This is a genomic window from Bacillus pacificus (genome assembly GCF_020861345.1).
In the GTDB taxonomy this organism is placed as follows: Bacteria; Bacillota; Bacilli; order Bacillales; family Bacillaceae_G; genus Bacillus_A; species Bacillus_A pacificus.
The window spans coordinates 896,413-915,268 of sequence record NZ_CP086328.1; the positions used below are offsets into that span (position 1 = coordinate 896,413).

Consider the following 18,856-nt stretch of genomic DNA (forward strand, 5'->3'; position numbering starts at 1 on the left):
AAAGTTGTATTATGATAGTAGATAAAGTGATAAAACGGGTGAAGGGGGACATGCTGCGTGCATATTCTTGTTGTTAGTGTAAATTATCGAACAGCCCCTGTAGAATTTCGTGAGAAACTCACATTTCAGGCAACAGAACTAGAGCAAGCAATGACGACATTACAAAAGCAAAAGAGCGTGTTAGAGAATGTCATTGTATCAACTTGTAATCGCACTGAGATTTACGCTGTTGTCGATCAATTACACACGGGACGGTATTATATTAAGAAGTTTTTAGCTGATTGGTTTCAGCTTGAAATAGAAGAAGTCGCACCATATTTAACTATTTTTGAACAAGATGGTGCAATCGATCATTTATTCCGCGTAACGTGCGGTTTAGATTCTATGGTAGTTGGAGAGACGCAAATTTTAGGTCAAATAAAAGATAGCTTTTTAGAAGCGCAGCAAGTAAAAGCAACAGGGACAATTTTTAATGAATTGTTTAAGCAAGTCATTACATTAGCGAAACGTGCTCACTCAGAAACGACAATTGGTGAAAGTGCGATGTCTGTTAGTTATGCTGCTGTTGAGCTTGGGAAGAAAATATTCGGCGAGTTAACAGATTGTCACGTGCTTATTCTCGGAGCTGGTAAAATGGGTGAACTTGCACTGCAAAACTTATATGGAAGTGGTGCTCGTAAAGTAACAGTCATGAATAGAACGCTTTCAAAAGCAGAAATAATGGCTGAGAAATATATGGGACATGCAAAACCTTTAAGTGAATTACAATGTGCATTATTAGAAGCTGATATTTTAATTAGTTCAACTGGTGCATCGGATTATGTCATTACGAAAGAGATGATGACAAAGGTAGAGAAAATGCGCTCTGGTCGTCCATTATTTATGGTTGATATTGCAGTGCCGCGTGATATTGATCCAGCAATTGATGAGCTAGAAGGTTCTTTCTTGTATGACATTGATGATTTGCAAGGAGTAGTAGAAGCGAACCGTGCTGAGCGTTTGAAAGAAGCAGAGAAAATTCAATTTATGATTGAAGAGGAAATTGTTTTATTTAAAACGTGGTTAAGTACACTTGGTGTCGTTCCGTTAATATCAGCTCTTCGTGATAAGGCACTTGCTATTCAAAGTGAAACGATGGAAAGTTTGGAACGAAAAATACCAACTCTTAGTGATCGTGAGAGAAAAGTAATTAGTAAGCATACGAAAAGTATTATTAATCAATTATTAAAAGACCCAATTCTAGTAGCGAAAGAAATAGCTGCTGAAGAGGGAGCAGACGAAAAATTAGCGTTATTTGCAAAGATTTTCGATTTAGAAATGGAAGACGTAGAGAGTCGTGCGGAAGAAGTAGAACATAAAAGAGCGTGGACACCATCCGTTCCATCTTTATAATTTGGAAGGATGATCGGATGAGTTTTTTAAATAACAGTATTATTTATCATATTGCAATTATTTTATATGCTTGTAGCATTAGTTTATATTTTATAGATTATTTCCAAAGTAACCGAAAGGCGAACCGATTTGCTTTTTGGTTACTTTCGATTGTATGGGTTCTGCATTCTATTTTTATGTTACTTAGAGCTACAGATTCAGAAACGAACCCTCTTTTAACCTTATTATCAGGCATTTATTTTTATGTTTGGCTATTGATTACGATGTCGTTAGTCATTAATCGATTTATGAGAATCGATTTTTTAGTCTTTTTTACAAATGTTGTTGCATTTGGCGTAAGCGCTTTTTCTATTTTTACGCCGCTTGGAAAGATGTCGCCGGTACTTGCAGAGCAATTAGTTTCGGAGCTTGTATACGTACATGTCGGTATGGCTATTATTTCTTATGCAACTTTTACTGTATCGTTCATTTTTTCTATTATGTATTTATTGCAATATCGCCTATTAAAAAAGAAAAAATGGAATGCGAGATTAAGAAGGTTAGGGAATTTACCGAAGCTAGAATCGATGTCTTACGGATTAAATTTATTTTCTGTTCCATTTTTCTTACTAGCTATTTTATTAGGATGCATATGGGGATATACAAAATTGGACAATTTCCATTGGTATGATACGAAAGTAATCGGGTCTTTTGTCGTTCTATTTGTATATTGTGCTGGCCTATATTTACGAGCGGCAGATGTGTTGCAAGGGAAGAAAATCGTGCAGTGGAACATCGGAGCATTTCTCGTAATGCTAATTAATATTTTTCTATTAAGCAGTTTATCCAACTTCCACTTTTGGTATTTATAATGAGGAGAGAAAATTATGCGCAAAATTATTGTAGGGTCACGAAAGAGTAAATTAGCATTAACGCAAACAAATTGGTTTATTGATCAGTTAAAAGCGCTAGGTTTACCATATGAATTTGAAGTGAAAGAAATCGTTACAAAAGGCGATGTTATTTTAGATGTTACTCTTTCAAAAGTAGGTGGCAAAGGCTTGTTTGTGAAAGAGATTGAACATGCGCTACTTACGAAAGAAATTGATATGGCTGTACATAGTATGAAAGATATGCCGGCCGTACTTCCAAAAGGATTAATGATTGGTTGTACACCAAAGCGTGTTGACCCTCGTGATGCTTTTATCTCAAAAAACGGAGCGTCGTTTAAAGAGTTAGCAGAAGGCGCTATTTTAGGTACGAGTAGTTTAAGACGTAGTGCACAGCTACTCGCTGCGAGACCAGACTTACAAGTGAAGTGGATTCGCGGAAATATCGATACACGTTTACGCAAATTAAAAGAAGAAGATTACGATGCAATTATTTTAGCGACAGCGGGATTACAAAGAATGGGCTGGGATAATGAAGTTATTACAGAACATTTAGATGAGACGTTATGTGTACCTGCTGTAGGACAAGGTGCATTAGCGATTGAGTGTCGTGAGGATGATAAAGATTTACTGCAGTTGTTAGCTCATATGAATGATGGAGTAACAGAAAAAACAGTGGCAGCAGAACGCGTATTTCTTCATAAACTTGAAGGTGGATGCCAAGTGCCGATCGCAGGATATGCAACTCTTACAGAAAACGATGCAATCGAATTAACAGCTCTTGTCGGGTCTATGGACGGTTCTGTTTTATTGAAAGAGACAGTAGTAGGAACTGATCCAGAGAAAGTAGGATTAGAGGCTGCGGACCGTTTAATAAAACAAGGCGCAAAAGAACTTATTCTTGCTGCAAATAAGGGGCAACAATAAGTATGAACGCTCTCGCTGGCAAAACGGTATTGATTACGCGTGCCCAGCATCAAGCAAAACAAATGAGTGTAGCGGTGAAAGAAAAGAGCGGAATTCCATTGGAAATTCCGCTTTTGCGTATGGAAGGTATGCCTCATAGGCAAATTCAACATATAGCAGGGCGGTTACATTCGTATGACTGGGTTATTTTTACGAGTAAAAATGGGGTAGCTTTTTTTCTAGATCGTTTGAGACAGAAGCTACCTGTAACGACTAAAATTGCTGCAGTAGGTGTGAAAACAAAGTTAGAGTTAGAAAAGCGAGGCTATGAAGTGGACTTCGTTCCAACTTCATTTGTTGCAGAAGTATTTGCAGAAGAGTTTGTAAAAAGACTAAGTGGAAACGAATGCATTTTATTTCCGAAAGGGAATTTAGCAAGAGACGTAATTCCAGTTGCGCTTCGTGAAATGGGTGTTTCTCTAGATGAGCTTATCGTATATGATACGAAAGAGAATATAGAGAAAAAGCAAGAGCTTATAGAAGCGTTAGAAGTAGGGAAAGTAGACATTATTACATTTACGAGCCCTTCCACTGTTACTAGTTTTGTTCGTTTACTTGAGGGTACAAACTGGAGAGAATGGACAAAAAAATGTACAATTGCTTGTATAGGGCCTATTACGGAAAAAGAGGCGAGCCTTTATTTTCCGCATATTATTATGCCGAAAGAGTACACTGTAGAAGCATTACTACAATGTGTTTGTGAATCTATAAAATAAAAGAATGGGGATAGAAATCTATGAACTCTTTACAATTTAATCGTCATCGTCGCTTAAGACAAAGCGGGGGCATGCGTGCGCTTGTGCGTGAAACGTTTTTACATACGGAAGATTTTATTTACCCTATTTTTGTATTAGAAGGAGAAAATGTTCGTAATGAAGTGCCTTCTATGCCAGGCGTATATCAAATATCTTTAGATTTATTGCAAGCTGAAATGCAAGAAGTTGTTGATTTAGGTATTCGTTCTGTTATTGTATTTGGTTTACCTGCTGAAAAAGATGAAGTTGGATCATCAGCATATTGTGATCATGGAATTGTGCAACGTGCGATTCAGCAAATTAAAGGTGAATTCCCTGATCTAGTAGTAGTTGCGGATACATGTTTATGTCAATTCACAAGCCATGGTCATTGCGGTGTAATTGAAGATGGTATTATTTTAAATGACGAGTCTCTTGCAGTTCTTGCAAAAACAGCTGTAAGTCAAGCGAAAGCAGGGGCGGACATTATTGCGCCATCAAACATGATGGACGGATTCGTAACAGCAATTCGCCACGCATTAGATGAAAATGGTTTTGGACATGTACCAGTTATGTCATACGCTGTGAAATATTCATCAGCATTTTACGGACCATTCCGTGATGCTGCGCACGGTGCACCGCAATTTGGTGATCGTAAAACATATCAAATGGACCCAGCGAACCGCATGGAAGCATTCCGTGAAGCAGAATCAGATGTAATGGAAGGGGCAGATTTCTTAATTGTAAAGCCAGCTCTTTCTTACTTAGATATCGTTCGTGATGTGAAAAATAACTTTAACTTACCAGTCGTTGCTTATAACGTAAGCGGTGAATATTCAATGATTAAAGCGGCAGCGCAAAATGGGTGGATTAATGAAAAAGAAGTTGTACTTGAAAAATTAATTAGTATGAAACGCGCAGGAGCAGATTTAATTATTACGTATCATGCGAAAGATGCAGCAAGATGGTTACAAGAAGGAGGCGCTAAATAATGAAAAAGTTTGATAAGTCGATTGCAGCGTTTGAAGAGGCTCAAGATTTAATGCCTGGTGGCGTAAATAGCCCAGTTCGTGCCTTTAAGTCTGTCGGTATGAATCCGTTGTTTATGGAGCGTGGAAAAGGCTCTAAAGTATATGATATCGATGGAAATGAATACATCGATTACGTATTATCATGGGGTCCTTTAATTCATGGTCATGCAAATGATCGTGTTGTTGAGGCTTTAAAAGCTGTTGCTGAAAGAGGTACGAGCTTCGGTGCTCCAACGGAAATTGAAAATAAATTAGCAAAACTTGTTATTGAGCGTGTTCCATCAATTGAGATTGTGCGTATGGTTAACTCTGGAACAGAAGCGACAATGAGTGCGCTACGTTTAGCTCGTGGTTATACAGGCCGTAACAAAATTTTGAAATTTATCGGTTGTTATCACGGTCATGGTGACTCGTTATTAATTAAAGCGGGTTCTGGTGTAGCAACGCTAGGTTTACCAGATAGCCCTGGTGTACCAGAAGGTGTAGCGAAAAATACGATTACAGTAGCGTATAACGATTTAGAAAGTGTGAAATACGCTTTCGAACAATTCGGTGATGATATTGCTTGTGTCATTGTAGAACCAGTAGCAGGGAATATGGGTGTTGTTCCTCCGCAACCAGGATTTTTAGAAGGTCTTCGTGAAGTAACAGAGCAAAATGGTGCATTGCTTATTTTTGATGAAGTAATGACAGGATTCCGTGTTGCGTATAATTGTGGACAAGGTTATTACGGTGTAACACCTGATTTAACTTGTTTAGGTAAAGTAATCGGTGGTGGATTACCGGTAGGAGCATACGGTGGTAAAGCAGAAATTATGCGCCAAGTTGCACCGAGCGGACCGATTTATCAAGCAGGTACTTTATCAGGTAACCCACTAGCAATGGCGGCAGGTTATGAAACGTTAGTACAGTTAACGCCAGAATCGTATGTAGAATTTGAGCGTAAAGCTGAAATGCTAGAAGCTGGCTTACGTAAAGCGGCTGAAAAACATGGCATTCCGCATCATATCAATCGTGCGGGTTCTATGATTGGTATCTTCTTTACAGATGAACCAGTTATTAATTACGACGCAGCAAAATCTTCAAACTTAGAGTTCTTTGCGGCTTACTATCGTGAAATGGTAGAACAAGGTGTATTTTTACCGCCATCCCAATTTGAAGGTTTATTCTTATCGACAGCACATAGTGATGCAGATATTGAGGCGACAATTGCAGCGGCTGAAATTGCAATGTCAAAATTAAAAGCTTAATTGAATAAAGAAAATCGCTCTCCGTAAGGGGGGCGATTTTTTTTATTCATAAAGTCAGCTTTCCGTACATAAATCTGTAATGACATATAGTTTGGGAGGGGGAAAAGAAGTGGCAACAGATCATTCATTACGTTTTTCATTAAAAGAATCTGTTTGGTTCCAAAAAGGACAGGAAGTCGAAGAACTTTTGTCAATTTCGTTAGATCCAGACGTTGAGATAGAAGAGCTTGATCATGAGGTAATTGTGAGAGGGCAATTAGATTTAACGGGAGAGTATGTTGCACGAAAAGATGATTCAGCTTATTCATTAAGAGATCTATCGCCAGCGAAGTCCATTGATTATGTAGAAACAAGAGAAGATGGGGTTAATGAACTTGTTCATTCCTTCCCGCTTGAAATATCAATCCCAAGAAACCGTGTGAAAGTAATTGAAGAACTATATGTATCTATCGAGGAATTTGATTATGAACTAAAGGAAAATGGTTGCTTACAATTATTAGCGGATATATCTATTACAGGTTTATGTGATGAAGAAAGAATTGAGGATGAAGAGGAAGAAACGGCGTATGCTGAGTTAGAGGATGATTCTGCGCAAGAGCATGAAACTACTAGACCAACGCCACAAGTCGAAGAGCCAGCCTATAAGGAATCAGATGAGTGGGAAGATTACGCATTTGAACCGTTCCAACTAGAAGAAAGAAAAGAGCAGGAAGTAGAAGAAGAGGAAATAGAAGAACATGAATTTGTAGAGCGTGAAGAGGAGAAAGAAACAACGCCGCAATTTGAATTGTTCGGAAGAAAAGATTTTAAGAAAGAACAAGCGAAAAAACAAGAAGTACAAGAAGAGGAAACGTATTCACAGCGGGATGAAAATGCGCTTTATTTAACGAAATTATTTACGAAAGAACCGGAAGAAGAATTTACAAAGTTACGAATGTATTTTGTGCAAGAAGGAGATACGATCGAATCTGTTGCAGAACGTTATGAAACATCTGTACAAAACTTATACCGTGTCAATCAAACAGAAGATATATATTTAACTACAGGACAAATTATTTATATTCCTGTTTCAAGAGCAAAAGCGAAATAAGTGAGTGTTTGCACTCACTTATTTTTCTAAAGGCTATGTTTTGAATAGAAAGGGTTATTCGTATGGATATGGAATTACGAAATCGTTATGAACCCATTGTAAGGCAATATAGATTGGATACGCAGCATATGGAAGAGCACGGAAGTGTGACGAAAATTTATACGAATCAAGGTCCATATGCGCTCAAGAAAATAGAAGGCAGGAAGTTAGAGCGGAATAATTTTTTGCATCATATTCAATATTTGAAGGAGAAAGGTTTTTCAAATTATGTACCTATATACCATGCGACGGACGGAAATTATATTTTAAGTGATGGTACGTATAATTATTATTTAATGCCTTGGTTAGAGCGTGCGGAAGGGAACGGCGAGGATAATGATCAATACCATAAAATGTTTCAGACTCTCGGAACGTTGCACCAAAAAACGGTAAAAGAAGAAACGTATACAGAAGAGGATTTAGAAAAACATTATACAAATATATCCGATCGCTGGGAAAATGATGGAGAGATGTTAGAAGAGTTTCTTGTAGAATCGGAAGCGAAGTGGTATATGTCTCCGTTTGAATTGCAGTATTGTACGTACTATCATCATGTAATGAGGGCGCGTGAGTTTGCAACGAAGCAATTAAATGAGTGGAACGATGCGATGAAAGAAAAAGAAACAACGCGCATTACTTTTGTACATGGTAACGTATCGCTTAATCATTTTTTATTTGATTATGAACGGAATGGCTATTTTATTAGTTTAGAAAAATCGAAGTTTGCAACACCTGTGCAAGATATTGTAGGGTTTTATTCTCGGTCGTTAAACACATATCCAATTGCGCGAAGTGATCGGTTTGAATGGTATCAAATGTATCAAAAAAATTTCCCTTTTACGAAAGAAGAGCAACTACTCATGTTTGCGTATATGACGTATCCATCGCAATTTATTCGGCAAATCCAGTCTTATAAGAAAAGAAGAGAGCGGCGTAATGAGGAAAATGAACTTCTCGGAGTAAAGAGTTTGCAACAAGCGCATTGGCTCGTTAGTAATATAGAATATTTTCTTTCGCAATTACAAGCTGCCCAGCAAGGGAACGGATAAAGAAGATAAGTAGAGGATGCTACTTATCTTCTTTTTTTACTCAAAAAGCTGTAGTCTTAAATTTATCTTGACGAATAAGGTTTCGTTTTTTACACTATTGTATATAATAATTAACAATCATATAAATGCCTTGAAGGGGAAGAGTATAACAAGAAACGTCTTCAGAGAGGAGAATCATTAGCTGGGAGATTCTCTAGATAGTTATGTTAGAAGGTAGCCCTGGAGCATCTTTTCTGAACGGAGTAGTTCTCATTAGGAAAAGACGGATTTGTCCGTTATCAAATTAAGAGTATAAGCAAATTCCTGAATTTGTTTGTAAATAAAGGTGGTACCGCGATGTCCCTCGTCCTTTTTTTGGATGAGGGGCATTTTTTATTTTAAGGAGGGAAAATAATGTCAAACACGGAAAAGAATTTACCAACTAAATATGATCATATGTCCGTTGAAGAAGGCCTTTATCAGTGGTGGCTAGAAGGCAAATATTTTGAAGCAACAGGAGACGAGAAGAAACAACCGTATACAATTGTAATTCCACCTCCGAACGTAACTGGTAAGTTACACTTAGGTCATGCTTGGGATACAACTCTTCAAGATATTTTAACTCGTACGAAGCGTATGCAAGGTTACGATGTATTGTGGCTTCCAGGAATGGACCATGCGGGTATCGCAACACAAGCGAAAGTAGAAGGGAAACTTCGTGAAGAAGGTATTTCACGTTACGATCTTGGCCGTGAGAAATTCCTTGAAAAGGCTTGGGAATGGAAAGAAGAATACGCTTCTCACATTCGTCAACAATGGGGGAAAGTTGGTTTAGGACTAGACTATTCTCGCGAACGTTTCACATTAGACGAAGGTTTATCTGATGCGGTTAATAAAGTGTTCGTTCAATTATACGAAAAAGGCTTAATTTACCGCGGTGAATATATTATCAACTGGGACCCGGCAACACGCACAGCTCTTTCGGATATCGAAGTAATTCATAAAGAAGTTCAAGGTGCATTCTACCATATGAACTATCCGTTAACAGATGGATCTGGTCACATTCGTCTTGCAACAACTCGTCCAGAAACGATGCTTGGTGATACAGCGGTAGCGGTTCATCCAGAAGATGATCGTTACAAGCATTTAATCGGAAAAACAGTTACACTTCCAATCGTAGGCCGTGAGATTCCGATTATTGCTGATGAGTACGTAGAAAAAGATTTCGGAACAGGTGTTGTAAAAATTACGCCAGCTCATGACCCGAATGACTTTGAAGTAGGTAACCGTCATGACTTACCACGTATCTTAGTAATGAACGAAGATGGAACGATGAACGAAAAAGCTGGTAAGTATAACGGCATGGATCGTTTCGAGTGTCGTAAAGCGTTAGTGAAAGATTTACAAGAAGCGGGCGTATTAGTAGAAATCGAGCCTCATATGCATTCAGTAGGTCATAGTGAGCGTAGTGGTGCAGTTGTTGAGCCTTACTTATCAACACAATGGTTCGTAAAAATGGCTCCGCTTGCTGAGAAGGCAGTAGCGCTTCAGCAAAAAGAAGAAGAGAAAGTAACGTTCGTACCAGATCGTTTCGAAAACACATATTTACGTTGGATGGAAAATATTCACGACTGGTGTATTTCTCGTCAATTATGGTGGGGACACCGCATTCCAGCTTGGTATCATAAAGAAACTGGTGAAGTATACGTAGGTACAGAAGCGCCAGCAGATATTGAAAATTGGAATCAAGATAACGACGTACTTGATACATGGTTCAGTTCAGCGTTATGGCCATTCTCAACACTTGGTTGGCCAAATGAAGATGCAGCGGACTTCAAACGTTACTATTCAACTGATGCACTAGTAACTGGTTATGACATCATCTTCTTCTGGGTATCTCGTATGATTTTCCAAGGTTTAGAGTTTACAGGCGAGCGTCCATTTAAAGATGTATTAATTCACGGTTTAGTTCGTGATGAGCAAGGACGTAAAATGAGTAAATCTCTTGGTAACGGTATTGACCCAATGGAAGTTATCGAGAAGTACGGTGCAGATGCAATGCGTTTCTTCTTATCAACAGGAAGTGCACCAGGTCAAGATTTACGCTTCAGCATGGAGAAAGTAGAATCTACTTGGAACTTCATTAATAAAATTTGGAATGCATCACGTTTCGTATTAATGAACATGGATGACATGAAATATGAAGAAATCGATTTAACTGGTGAAAAATCAGTTGCAGATAAGTGGATTTTAACTCGCTTAAATGAAACAATCGAAAGCGTAACACGTAACATGGATAAATATGAGTTCGGTGAAGCTGGTCGCTCATTATACAACTTCATCTGGGATGATTTCTGTGACTGGTACATTGAAATGGCGAAACTTCCTCTATACGGTGAAGATGAAGCAGCTAAGAAAACAACTCGTTCTATTTTAGCTTACGTATTAGATCAAACAATGCGTCTATTACACCCATTCATGCCATTCGTAACAGAGAAGATTTGGCAACATTTACCGCATGAAGGCGAATCTATTACAGTAGCAGCGTGGCCAACAGTACGCGAAGATTTACAAGATGCAGAAGCTGCAGCAGAAATGCACCTTCTAGTTGATATCATTCGTTCTGTTCGTAACATCCGTGCAGAAGTTAATACGCCAATGAGCAAAAAAGTTCAAATGCAAATTAAAGCAAAAGATGAGGCTGTACTTGCTCAGCTTACGAAAAATAGCTCTTACATTGAGCGTTTCTGTAACCCAAGCGAGTTAACAATTCAAACGGATTTACAAGCGCCAGAAAAAGCGATGACTGCAATCGTAACAGGTGCAGAGTTATTCTTACCGTTAGCTGACCTTATCAATCTTGATGAAGAGAGAGCGCGTCTTGAGAAAGAACTTGAGAAGTTCGATAAAGAAGTAGAACGTGTACAGAAGAAACTTTCAAACCAAGGTTTCGTAGCAAAAGCTCCTGCAGCAGTTATTGAAGGAGAGCGTGCGAAAGAGCAAGATTACCTAGAAAAACGCGAAGCAGTTCGCCAACGTTTAGCGGATCTTGAGAAATAAAAATGTTTTTTAGAGACTCACTATATTGGTGAGTCTCTTTTCTTTGCGTATAATAGGAATATGAAGGTTGTCTTTTGAAAGGGGAAAGCATACGTGATACATACATACGAAGAAGCGATAGGCTGGATTCATAGCCGGTTGAAATTTGGTATTAAACCGGGATTAGAAAGAATGAGATGGATGCTAGAAGAGCTCGGAAATCCAGAGCGTCACATAAAATGTGTTCACCTTGCTGGTACAAATGGAAAAGGTTCAACGTTAACATATATGCGTTACATGTTAGAAAATGCAAAATATAAGGTAGGAACATTTACCTCCCCTTATATTGAAACATTTAACGAGCGTATTAGTGTGAATGGAACACCAATTGCAGATGAAGAGATTACTGAACTTGTAAAGATGGTAAAGCCAGTCGTTGAAAAACTAGATGAGACGGATTTAGGGGAAGCGACTGAGTTTGAAATTATTACTGTTATGGCAATTTGTTACTTCGGTAAAGTTAATTTCTGTGATGTTGTTTTATTTGAAACAGGACTTGGAGGACGCTTTGATTCTACGAATGTGATTCATCCAGTTCTCACGATTATTACGAATATCGGTCACGATCATATGCATATTTTAGGTAATACATTAGGAGAAATTGCATATGAAAAGGCGGGGATTATTAAGTCTGGTGTTCCGGTTATTACTGGTGTGCAAGATGAGGAAGCGCTGCAAGTCATTCAAAAAGTTGCAAAGGAAAATCATGCGAATGTATACGAGATGGGCAACCATTTTACATCGTTACATAAACAGTCTAGCGAAGATGGAGAACATTTCGATTTCACTTGCCCTTTCGCCTCTTTTGAAGATGTGCGAATTTCAATGAAAGGCAGCCATCAAGTAGGAAACGCAGCACTTGCACTTATGGCAGTCATGTATGTAAAAACATACTTATCATTTTTAATTGAGGAAGAAGAAATAAGAACGGGATTACAGGAAGCGTATTGGGTGGGGCGTTTTGAAAAACTGCAAAGTAATCCGGATATTATTATAGATGGTGCTCATAACCCAGAAGGTATTGAAAGTCTTGTGAAAACGGTAGAATCACATTACAAAGATAAAAATGTAATAGTTTTATTTACTGCCCTTGGTGATAAACAATTGCACAATATGGTAGGTCAATTAGAAAGCATCGCCGATGAAATTATTTTTACAACATTCGCCTTTGATCGTGCTATTTCTGCTGACAAACTTGCATCGTATGCAAAGGAAGAGTCAAAATTAGTTTTTGAAAATTGGAAAGAGGCAATTGATACGAAGGTTGAAATGCTTGGAGAAAATGATGTTTTTATCATAACAGGTTCTCTTTATTTCATTTCGGAAGTTCGAAAATATATTCGCGAAAAAAACTAGATAGTCTTTGCTATCTAGTTTTTTTGTTCTACAAATGAAGTCAAATGCATACATATAAGATAAATATATAGGGTTATTTGGCGAATTCCTCTGACAAATATCTCGTTTTTTTGTGAAATGAATATGATATGATGCGGACAACGATAAGAGGTGAGGTGTGAGTGTATGGACAAGCAATCACGAACGATCTCAGTGAAAGTGAATGGAACAGAAGCGAAGTATGAGGAGAAGAAGAAAGATGAATTTGACTGGATGGTAGTAGAAAGTGAAAGGCCAAAAAACGTTGTTCCGTTTCAAAAATCGAAAGTAGCGTCTACGGAAAAAAATCGAAAGAAGTGGAGCAATACGTTAATTGCAATCGTTGCAACTGCAATTATTATTGGTACGGCGTTTGGGATGGGGATGCTACAGTTACTGAAAGGACAAGGTGCGACAGGAGGAAGCGAAGTAACAGCTTCGAAGCAGATGCGAAAGGAAGAATCAAAGGTGGGCGGAACGGTAGAACAAACACCAGCACCAAAAGAGGAAAAGACAAAAGCACAGACAGGAACGTCATTAGATCCAATGAAATTATTTTTTGTTCAAGGAGGAATCTATTCTTCTGAAGAAAAGGGACAGGCCGCTCTTGAAGAGTGGAAAGGTAATGGAGGTGTAGCAGCCTTAAAACCGAGCGGTGATAAGTATGCATTAGTTGTTGGTATTGCTAGCGATGAACAAGGCATAAACCAATTAATGACGCAGTATAAAAATGATAATGTCTCCGTATTGAAAAAGGACTGGGATATAACAGATAAAGCGTTACTTAAAGATGATAAAGAAGTTGGGGCGTTTTTAACAAAAGTACAGCCATTATATACTCATTTAGCAAAATATGCTTCTAGCGTACAAGCTAGTGAAAAAAGTAATGCAAAAGATATAAGTGCAATCGAAAAAGAGTGGAAAGCGATTGAAAAAGAAGGGAAAAGTATGAAGCAGGAAGAAGCGAAGAAATTGTATATGTACACGTCAGTAGCTGTGCAAACAGTGAAGGACGGAAAAGGTGATAAGGAATCTTTAGCGAAATTAAATCAAGTTATCATTGATGGTATACTTTCATACGAAAAAATTGTTTCACAAAAGGTGAAATAATAGGATAATGAAATGACGAAGGAAGAAGTGTAGATGCTTCTTTCTTTTCTTTTGAATTTAGAGTAAAGTGCTTTCTCTATGACAGGAATATAATCGTGTTTTAGTAAGGAAGTATTATTTTGTTTAGAGAAAATAATATTTCTTTTATTTGTGGACAAACTATTCCTTTGATACGATTGATATAAATGATTCTGCTTCATGTGAGAAAGGAAGGAGAAAATATGAAAAAAATTATTTTAGCTTCAGGATCACCTCGCAGGAAGGAATTGCTTGAGTTAGCGGGTGTGCCATTTGAAATTGTTGTAAGTGAAGTAGAAGAAACGATTGGTGCGTATTCATCGCCTTCTGATATTGTTATGTCCCTTGCCCTGCAAAAAGCATCTGCGGTAGCAGAAAATAACAGTGATCATATTGTGTTAGGTGCAGACACAATTGTTACATATGAGTCGCGTATTCTTGGAAAGCCATCTAATGAGGCTGAGGCGAAAGAAATGTTGCAATTATTATCAGGGAAAACACATGAAGTGTATACTGGTGTTGCAATTATAGCAAAGGACAAAACAGTCACTTTTTACGAGCGTACAGAAGTTACGTTTTGGGAATTAACAGAAGAGGAAATTGATGCATACATTGCATCGAAAGAGCCTTTGGATAAAGCAGGAAGTTATGGGATTCAAGGTAAAGGATCTATTTTTGTTCAACATATTCAAGGAGACTACTATAGTGTAGTTGGGTTACCAATTTCACGTCTTGTTCGGGAATTAAAACAATTTAATATTGATGTAACCCATGCGTAAAATTGCATGGGATTTTCTTTGAGAGAACAAATAAAGGGGTGGAGAAATGAACGGTATTCGTGATGTTGTCAAAGAAGAACAGCCACGGGAGCGTTTATTGTTAGAAGGGGCTGGAAGTTTATCCAATCGGGAGCTTCTTGCAGTGTTACTCAGAACAGGTTCTAAAGAAGAAACAGTTTTGAAGTTATCAGATAAAATTTTACATCATTTTGATGGTTTACGTATGTTGAAAGATGCAACGTTAGAAGAGCTTGTCAGTATACATGGTGTCGGGGTTGCGAAGGCAACTCAGCTTATAGCTGCTTTTGAACTCGGTAGAAGAATGTTGCGTTTAGAATATCAAAATAGATACAGCATTCGAAGCCCGGAAGATTGCGCCACATATATGATGGAAGAAATGCGCTTCCTGCAGCAGGAGCATTTTGTATGTCTATATTTGAACACAAAGAATCAAGTTATACATAGGCAGACGATTTTTATTGGAAGTTTAAACTCATCAATTGTACATCCAAGGGAAGTTTTTAAAGAAGCGTTTCGCCGTGCAGCAGCCTCTATCATATGTCTTCATAACCATCCCTCAGGAGATCCCGCGCCGAGCCGAGAAGATATTGAAGTAACAAAACGCTTAGTAGAATGCGGCCGAATTATCGGAATTGAAGTGCTCGATCATATTATAATAGGTGACCATAAATTCGTGAGTTTAAAGGAAAAAGGTCATATTTAAGACTATGCTTTTTACTTATTTTGTTTTATAATGTGATTTATGAGTTTTTTGTAGAAAATTATCTACAAAAAGGATAAAGATATAAAAAACGTACTGTTTTTATAATATAAAGTAAGAAAAAATGAGTCCGTGAAAACAAGAAAGGAAGATAAATAATATGTTTGGATTTGGTGGCTTTACTCGCGATCTTGGAATAGACTTAGGAACTGCGAACACGCTTGTATATGTAAAGGGAAAAGGTGTAGTTTTACGTGAACCTTCAGTAGTAGCGTTACAAACTGATACGAAACAAATCGTTGCTGTAGGTAGCGATGCAAAACAAATGATTGGTCGTACACCAGGAAACGTTGTGGCACTTCGCCCGATGAAAGACGGTGTAATTGCTGATTACGAAACAACAGCAACAATGATGAAATATTACATTCAACAAGCTCAAAAATCAAATGGATTCTTCTCACGTAAACCTTATGTAATGGTATGTGTACCATCTGGTATTACAGCTGTAGAAAGACGTGCAGTAATTGATGCGACTCGTCAAGCTGGTGCTCGTGATGCTTATCCTATCGAAGAACCATTTGCAGCAGCAATTGGTGCAAACTTACCTGTTTGGGAACCAACTGGTAGCATGGTTGTTGATATCGGTGGCGGTACAACAGAAGTTGCAATCATTTCTTTAGGTGGTATTGTAACAAGTCAATCAGTTCGTGTTGCTGGTGATGATATGGATGATTCAATCATTCAGTACATTAAGAAAAGCTACAACTTAATGATCGGTGAAAGAACAGCTGAAGCATTAAAATTAGAAATCGGTTCTGCAGGCGAGCCAGAAGGTATCGAGCCTATGGAAATTCGCGGTCGTGATTTAGTAAGTGGTTTACCAAAAACAGTACTAATTCAACCAGAAGAAATTGCAGATGCATTAAAAGATACAGTAGATGCCATTGTAGAATCTGTTAAAAATACGTTAGAGAAAACTCCACCTGAATTAGCGGCAGATATTATGGACCGTGGTATCGTATTAACAGGTGGCGGAGCATTACTACGTAATTTAGATAAAGTAATTAGTGAAGAAACAAATATGCCAGTTCTTGTTGCAGAAGACCCATTAGATTGCGTAGCAATTGGAACGGGTAAAGCATTAGACAATATCGATCTTTTCAAAACTGCTGCTCGATAATATTGCAAAATAAAAATCAATGAAATTAAGAGGGTGTGAACGTGCCACAGTTTTTCTTAAACAAAAGATTAATTGTTTTGTTAGTTAGTATTATTCTTCTCGTGGCATTGATTGGAATCTCATTGAAAGAACGGAACAGTTTAACATGGCCAGAGCAGTTTGTTAAAGACACTGTCGGTGTTGTAGAACGTGTATTCCAAAAGCCAGCGAAATACGTAGCTGGATTCTTCGAAAATGTAGAGGATGTAAAGCGCACGTATGAAGAGAATAAAGAATTAAAAGCAAAATTAGACAATTATGCAGGTCTATCAGGGAAAGTAAAACAATTAGAAGATGATAAAAAGAAACTACAAGAGTTAACGGGTAAAGATAAGTTAAATAGCGGTTATACTGAAATTCCAGCGACTGTTGTTTCTCGTAATCCAGATAAATGGTACGATTTAGTTGGACTTGATAAAGGGGCACAGCAAGGAATTAAAAAAGATATGGCTGTATTAACTCCACAAGGTTTAGTTGGACGAGTGAAAAGTGTATCTCAGTTTACATCATCAGTAGAATTGTTAAGTTCTATGAGCCGAACAAATCGTGTTTCTGCTATCGTACAAGGTGATGAGAAAATCTTTGGATTGATTGAAGGGTACGACAAAGAAAAACACTTACTTCTGTTCACAAAGATTGGCTCTGATGCAAATGTAAAGACCGATCAACTAGTTGTAACATCTGGACTTGGTGATATTTTCCCGAAAGGTCTTGTAATTGGAACCATCGTTGATGTTCAGCCGGATCCATATGGTTTAACAAAAACAGCTTATGTAAAGCCAGCCGCTGATTTAAATGACGTAGAGCATGTTGTAGTTGCGAAACGTGAAACGCCTTCAGCGCCATTAGAATAGGAGGGGGAGAAGAGATGATGAAGATTTTAAAAAGAGCAGCTCTTCCTCTTTTGCTCCTTTTTGCTTTTTTATTTGAAAATATGTTTGCTACTATTGTTCCAACAGAGGTTTTTTGGAAAGACAGTATAGCATCACCTCATTTCTTTATCATTGTGTTATGTTTTATTACTGTGTACTATAGTCCGGTCCAAGGGATTTATTACGGACTATTATTTGGTTTCTTATTTGATACCGTATACACGGAACTTGTTGGTATATATATTTTTGCGTATCCGATTTTAGTTTATTTAGTTTATAGTGTGATGAAGGTACTACAATTGAATTTATTTATTGTTACTTCTATCGTACTAGCTAGCATAGTAGCATTAGAGTATTATGTGTATGGATTTTTAACTTTGTTAGGACGTACTCATATGTCGGCGTATGTCTTTTTCACAGATCGTCTCCTGTCTACTTTATTGCTAAATGCAATTTTCTTATTGATAGTTTGTTTCCCACTGAGACGATATTTAGTGCGTCTTTCAAAAGCGATGGAAGAAAAAGAAAAAAGGATTTTCTAATTTTATGTCGAATTGAATCGGTGGGGTGAACTTTAGTGGAAGAAAAAAAGCAACAAAATGTAACAATAAAAGGGACAAAAGACGGAATAACCCTTCATTTAGATGATTGTTGTTCATTCTCTGAATTATTGAAGGAATTGGATGAAAAGCTTTCTACACATTACTATGATGGTGATGGACGCTCTTTAATTGAAGTGCATGTGAAAGTAGGAAACCGTTATTTAACAGAAGTCCAACAAGAAGAGATTCGTACGTTAATTCGTAATAAAAAGAATCTCGTTGTGGATTCGATTGAAAGTGATGTTATAACGAAAGAGGAAGCAATAGCTTGGAAAGAAGAAACAGAAATCGTCCCTATTTCCAAAATTGTTCGCTCTGGACAAGTTTTACATGTAAAAGGAAATTTATTGTTAATTGGTGATGTTAATCCAGGCGGAACGGTTATCGCTGGGGGGAATATTTTTGTCGTAGGATCATTAAGAGGAATTGCACATGCGGGGTATTATGGGGATTCAGATGCTGTAATCGCTGCATCTGTTATGAACCCGATGCAACTTCGAATTAGTGATGTGGCAATGCGGGCTCCGGAAGAGAAAGAAGACGGAGCGGAGGCGGCAGAATGTGCGTATATTAATGAGAACAATCACATTGTTGTCGATCGACTGCAACTTCTCACTCATCTTAGACCTAATTTAACAAAGTTAGAAAGGGGAATTGTATAGC

At 37.8% G+C, this 18,856-nt stretch carries 17 protein-coding genes and 1 other annotated feature; all 17 genes read left to right on the forward strand.

What is annotated here, in order from left to right; genetic code table 11:
* Positions 1 to 57: 57 nt before the first annotated feature.
* Positions 58 to 1,392: a glutamyl-tRNA reductase gene (gene hemA / locus LMD38_RS04680; protein WP_000547872.1), complete on the forward strand. Its 1,335-nt coding sequence runs from the start codon at positions 58 to 60 to the stop codon at positions 1,390 to 1,392.
* A gap of 17 nt (positions 1,393 to 1,409) precedes the next feature.
* Positions 1,410 to 2,243 carry a cytochrome C assembly family protein gene (locus LMD38_RS04685; protein ID WP_000008996.1) on the forward strand — a complete coding sequence of 278 codons (834 nt, stop codon included), beginning with the start codon at positions 1,410 to 1,412 and terminating at the stop codon, positions 2,241 to 2,243.
* Between the two features lie 15 nt (positions 2,244 to 2,258).
* The gene (hemC, locus tag LMD38_RS04690) at positions 2,259 to 3,188 is read left to right on the forward strand and encodes a hydroxymethylbilane synthase (RefSeq protein WP_062821249.1); all 930 of its coding nucleotides are present in this window, start codon (positions 2,259 to 2,261) and stop codon (positions 3,186 to 3,188) included.
* A gap of 2 nt (positions 3,189 to 3,190) precedes the next feature.
* Entirely contained in the window at positions 3,191 to 3,943 is a 753-nt protein-coding gene (gene hemD / locus LMD38_RS04695) for a uroporphyrinogen-III synthase (RefSeq protein ID WP_062821250.1), read from the forward strand.
* A gap of 20 nt (positions 3,944 to 3,963) precedes the next feature.
* Positions 3,964 to 4,953, forward strand: a complete 990-nt coding sequence (gene hemB / locus LMD38_RS04700) for a porphobilinogen synthase (protein ID WP_001087058.1) — start codon at positions 3,964 to 3,966, stop codon at positions 4,951 to 4,953.
* The gene (hemL, locus tag LMD38_RS04705) at positions 4,953 to 6,242 is read left to right on the forward strand and encodes a glutamate-1-semialdehyde 2,1-aminomutase (RefSeq protein ID WP_000712928.1); all 1,290 of its coding nucleotides are present in this window, start codon (positions 4,953 to 4,955) and stop codon (positions 6,240 to 6,242) included. Before hemB ends, hemL begins: the two co-directional genes overlap by 1 nt.
* Positions 6,243 to 6,351: 109 nt before the next feature.
* Positions 6,352 to 7,332 carry a stage VI sporulation protein D gene (spoVID, locus tag LMD38_RS04710; RefSeq protein ID WP_016718603.1) on the forward strand — a complete coding sequence of 327 codons (981 nt, stop codon included), beginning with the start codon at positions 6,352 to 6,354 and terminating at the stop codon, positions 7,330 to 7,332.
* Positions 7,333 to 7,394: 62 nt separating this feature from the next.
* A complete protein-coding gene (gene ysxE, locus LMD38_RS04715) occupies positions 7,395 to 8,420 on the forward strand; it encodes a spore coat protein YsxE (protein WP_000366998.1) in 1,026 nt (341 codons plus the stop codon).
* 121 nt (positions 8,421 to 8,541) lie between these two features.
* Positions 8,542 to 8,774, forward strand: a binding site (T-box leader).
* A 39-nt stretch (positions 8,775 to 8,813) separates the two neighbouring features.
* Positions 8,814 to 11,459, forward strand: coding sequence for a valine--tRNA ligase (locus tag LMD38_RS04720; protein ID WP_000072228.1), 2,646 nt, complete (start codon positions 8,814 to 8,816; stop codon positions 11,457 to 11,459).
* A 93-nt stretch (positions 11,460 to 11,552) separates the two neighbouring features.
* The gene (locus LMD38_RS04725) at positions 11,553 to 12,854 is read left to right on the forward strand and encodes a bifunctional folylpolyglutamate synthase/dihydrofolate synthase (protein ID WP_044791194.1); all 1,302 of its coding nucleotides are present in this window, start codon (positions 11,553 to 11,555) and stop codon (positions 12,852 to 12,854) included.
* A 165-nt stretch (positions 12,855 to 13,019) separates the two neighbouring features.
* Entirely contained in the window at positions 13,020 to 13,982 is a 963-nt protein-coding gene (locus tag LMD38_RS04730; protein ID WP_016718601.1) for a hypothetical protein, read from the forward strand.
* Positions 13,983 to 14,203: 221 nt separating this feature from the next.
* Positions 14,204 to 14,779 (forward strand): Maf family protein, encoded by a 576-nt coding sequence (locus tag LMD38_RS04735; RefSeq protein ID WP_000720486.1) that lies wholly within the window; start codon positions 14,204 to 14,206, stop codon positions 14,777 to 14,779.
* Positions 14,780 to 14,825: 46 nt separating this feature from the next.
* Positions 14,826 to 15,503: a DNA repair protein RadC gene (gene radC, locus LMD38_RS04740; protein WP_061184114.1), complete on the forward strand. Its 678-nt coding sequence runs from the start codon at positions 14,826 to 14,828 to the stop codon at positions 15,501 to 15,503.
* A gap of 157 nt (positions 15,504 to 15,660) precedes the next feature.
* Positions 15,661 to 16,680, forward strand: a complete 1,020-nt coding sequence (mreB, locus tag LMD38_RS04745) for a cell shape-determining protein MreB (RefSeq protein ID WP_000466737.1) — start codon at positions 15,661 to 15,663, stop codon at positions 16,678 to 16,680.
* 41 nt (positions 16,681 to 16,721) lie between these two features.
* The gene (gene mreC / locus LMD38_RS04750) at positions 16,722 to 17,573 is read left to right on the forward strand and encodes a rod shape-determining protein MreC (protein WP_001135480.1); all 852 of its coding nucleotides are present in this window, start codon (positions 16,722 to 16,724) and stop codon (positions 17,571 to 17,573) included.
* Between the two features lie 14 nt (positions 17,574 to 17,587).
* The gene (mreD, locus tag LMD38_RS04755; RefSeq protein ID WP_000975746.1) at positions 17,588 to 18,133 is read left to right on the forward strand and encodes a rod shape-determining protein MreD; all 546 of its coding nucleotides are present in this window, start codon (positions 17,588 to 17,590) and stop codon (positions 18,131 to 18,133) included.
* 35 nt (positions 18,134 to 18,168) lie between these two features.
* On the forward strand, positions 18,169 to 18,855 hold the full coding sequence (minC, locus tag LMD38_RS04760; protein ID WP_000391517.1) for a septum site-determining protein MinC: 687 nt from the start codon (positions 18,169 to 18,171) through the stop codon (positions 18,853 to 18,855).
* The last annotated feature ends 1 nt before the right edge of the window (position 18,856 follow it).